Annotated in this window: 3 protein-coding genes; 2 read left to right on the top strand and 1 reads right to left on the bottom strand. The window is 72.5% G+C overall.

Annotated features, from left to right (window positions below; all coding sequences use genetic code 11):
- Positions 1-133: 133 nt before the first annotated feature.
- Positions 134-1147, bottom strand: coding sequence for a uroporphyrinogen decarboxylase (hemE, locus tag ACZ6NC_RS13580; RefSeq protein ID WP_465547535.1), 1014 nt, complete (start codon positions 1145-1147; stop codon positions 134-136).
- Positions 1148-1394: 247 nt separating this feature from the next.
- Here hemE and ACZ6NC_RS13575 point away from each other — a divergent pair, with 247 nt between their 5' ends.
- Both ACZ6NC_RS13575 and ACZ6NC_RS13570 read left to right on the top strand, forming a co-directional pair.
- A complete protein-coding gene (locus ACZ6NC_RS13575) occupies positions 1395-2057 on the top strand; it encodes a DUF3000 domain-containing protein (protein ID WP_465732151.1) in 663 nt (220 codons plus the stop codon).
- Positions 2058-2378: 321 nt separating this feature from the next.
- A complete protein-coding gene (locus tag ACZ6NC_RS13570) occupies positions 2379-3095 on the top strand; it encodes a LuxR C-terminal-related transcriptional regulator (RefSeq protein ID WP_405361588.1) in 717 nt (238 codons plus the stop codon).
- The last annotated feature ends 113 nt before the right edge of the window (positions 3096-3208 follow it).

Here is a 3208-nt window from a genome sequence, read left to right as displayed (position 1 = left end):
ACCGAACCGGACGCCACCACCCCACCACACAAAACAAGAAAAGGGAAGACGAAAAGGAAACCAACGCAACTCAAAACAACCGGGCGCCGCCCCCTTCCGGGAAGGGGGCCCGCCGCGAAGTCCGGTGCGGGGGTCAGCGCGCGCTGGCCTCGTGCACGAACGCGACCAGCCGGCTGAGCGCGTCCGGATCCATGCTGGGCAGCACGCCGTGGCCGAGGTTGAAGATGTGGCCGCTGCTGCCGAGTGCCTGGGCGGCGTGCAGCACCTCGCGGGCCTTGGTCTCGACGGCCTTGGTGGGCGCGAAGAGCACGGCCGGGTCGAGGTTGCCCTGCAGTCCCTTGCCGGGGCCGACCCGCTCGGCGGCGACGTTCAGCGGCACCCGCCAGTCGACGCCGACGATGTCCGCGCCGGCCTGGCCCATCAGGCCGAGCAGCTCACCGGTGCCGACGCCGAAGTGGATGCGCGGCACGCCGTAACCGGCGACGGCATCGAAGACCTTGGTGCTGGCCGGCATCACCGAGCGGCGGTAGTCGTCCGGGGCGAGCGAGCCGACCCAGGAGTCGAAGAGCTGGACGGCGGAGGCGCCGGCCTCGATCTGCACCTTGAGGAAGGCCGAGGTGATGTCGGCGAGGCGGTCGACGAGGGCGGCCCAGAGCTCGGGCTGCCCGTACATCATGGCCTTGGTGTTCTCGTGGTTCTTGGACGGGCCGCCCTCGACCAGGTAGCTGGCGAGCGTGTAGGGGGCGCCGGCGAAGCCGATCAGCGGGGTGGAGCCGAGCTCGTCGACGAGCAGGCCGACCGCCTCGGTGATGTACGGGACGTCGTCGGGCTCCAGCGGGCGGAGCCGCTTGAGGTCCTCGGCGGTGCGGATCGGGTCGGCGATCACCGGGCCGATGCCGGGCTTGATGTCGACGTCGATGCCGATGGCCTTGAGCGGCACCACGATGTCGCTGAAGAAGATCGCCGCGTCCACCTTGTGCCGGCGCACCGGCTGGAGGGTGATCTCCTTGACCAGCTCGGGCCGCATGCAGGACTCCAGCATGGGGATGCCCTCGCGGACCTTCAGGTACTCGGGCAGCGAGCGGCCCGCCTGGCGCATGAACCACACCGGGGTGTGCGGCACCGGCTCGTGCCGGCAGGCGCGCAGGAACGCGGAGTCGTGCGCGGCGCCGCGGCGCGCGGGGGGCTGCTGACCGGTGGTGGTGCCAGCCTGGGTGGCTGCCGTGGTGTCTGCCGTTGTCTCGCTCACGGTTCAAATCTTCGCACGCGCTCCGGACCGGACTTCCCGGGCGGGCTCGTCGGTTCCTCCAAGATCTGGCCGGTTTGCCGTCCCGGCACGCCGCACAGGCAGAAGTTACGGCGATTACCCAGGTTTTCGACCTAGTCTTCGGGTCATGGCAGCGGTCGGCGGGCACCCCGCACAGGGTGGCGGAACAGGTGGCGGAACGAATCGGGAGGCGGCGCCGAGTGAGTTCCGGGCCGCGGTCGAGGCTCTGACAGGGGCGCGGCTGCGTCCCGAGCTCGAACTCTCCCCCGCCCCGGCGCCGCGCCGGCTCGCCCCGCACGCCTTCGCGCTGACCGCCTCGGTGGAGGTGGACGGCGAGGAGCTGGCCGACGGCCGGCTGGTGCTGCTGTACGACCCGGCCGGGCAGGAGGCCTGGAACGGGGACTTCCGCGTGGTGACGATGACCCGGGCGGAGCTGGAGCCCGAGATGGCCGGCGACCCGATGCTCTCCGAGGTCGGCTGGGCCTGGCTGCTGGACGCGCTGCAGGTGCACGGCGCCGGGTACGCGGAGCCGTCCGGGACGGTGACCAGGTGCGCCTCGCAGTACTTCGGCGCGCTGGCCGACCGCGCGTCGTCCACCGAGATCGAGATCCGGGCGTCCTGGACGCCGGCCGACGGCCGCTTCGATCGGCACCTCGCGGCCTGGGGGGATCTGCTCTGCATCAGCGCCGGCCTGCCGCCGGCCGCCACGGCGCCGCAGCCGGCGGCCGACGTTCCGTCACTCGGTGGGGTGGTCCCGATGCCCGCCCGCCGACGCCCGCGTTCGCACTGACGAGTGGTGTCCGGGCCGGTCGGCCCCGGCGGGCCCGCCGCCACCCCCAGGACTGACGGAGTGTGACTTCGGATCCGCTCTGCGTCAATTAACCGGTCGAAACCGACTGATCTGCGCCGGATCTGATCGATTTTGTGCGATTTCGAGGCATGTCGTAATCAGTCACCTGCGCGATTTGTCCGTATTGTTACTCACTAGATCGTGATCTTTCGCTAAAGCCGGGCACGGTTGCTGCCGAAGCAGACTGTGACCCTTTCCAAACGCGGAACACTCCGACCGCCCCCATCGGGGTTCCGTCCGCCACTCCCCGCAGGAGGCCTGGTGTCGGTCCTTCTTGAGCACCCCGCAAACGTGGTCGCCTACCGCCCGACCAAGCCCACCGCCATGGTGGTCATCGCCGATCCCCGTGTCCGAAACACCGTCACCCGGCACCTCTGGGCGCTCGGCGTCCGCGACGTGATCGAGGTGTCCTCGATCGCCGAGGCCCGCCCCCGGGTCTCCACCCCGCGCGACATCTGCGTCGCCGACGTCCATCTCCCGGACGGCTCCGGGCTGACCATCCTGGCCGAGACCCGCGCCGCGGGCTGGCCCAACGGCCTGGCCCTCTCGGCCGCCGACGACATCGGCGCGGTCCGCAGCGCGCTGGCCGGCGGCGTCAAGGGCTACGTGGTCACCGGGACCAGGACCAACGTCGCAATGCCGGGCCGTCCCGGCCTGCCGATCGGCGCCGGCGGCCTGGCCGGCCGGATGCGCCGTCCCGGCATGCCGGGCGTGCCGGGTGCGGCCGGTGCGCCGGGCGCCCCCGGGGCCCCCGGTGCGCCGGGCACGCAGCAGGCCGCGTACCGGGAGCTCTCCGGCCGCGAGGTCGAGGTGCTGCGGCTGGTCGCCGAGGGCCAGTCCAACAAGGCGATCGGCGTCGCGATGGGCCTCTCCGCGCTCACCGTGAAGAGCCACCTCGCCCGGATCGCCCGCAAGCTGGGCACCGGCGACCGGGCCGGCATGGTCGCGGTCGCGCTGCGCACCGGCATCATCCACTGACCTGTCGGCGCGACCGCTGCGGGGGGGGGGGGGGGGGGGGGGGGGGGGGGGGGGGGGGGGGGGGGGGGGGGGGGGGCGAGGGGGGGGGGGGGGGGGGGGGGGAGGAGGGGCAC

This window comes from Kitasatospora sp. NPDC041988, assembly GCF_055588525.1.
This window is presented reverse-complemented; position numbering and strand designations above follow the sequence as displayed.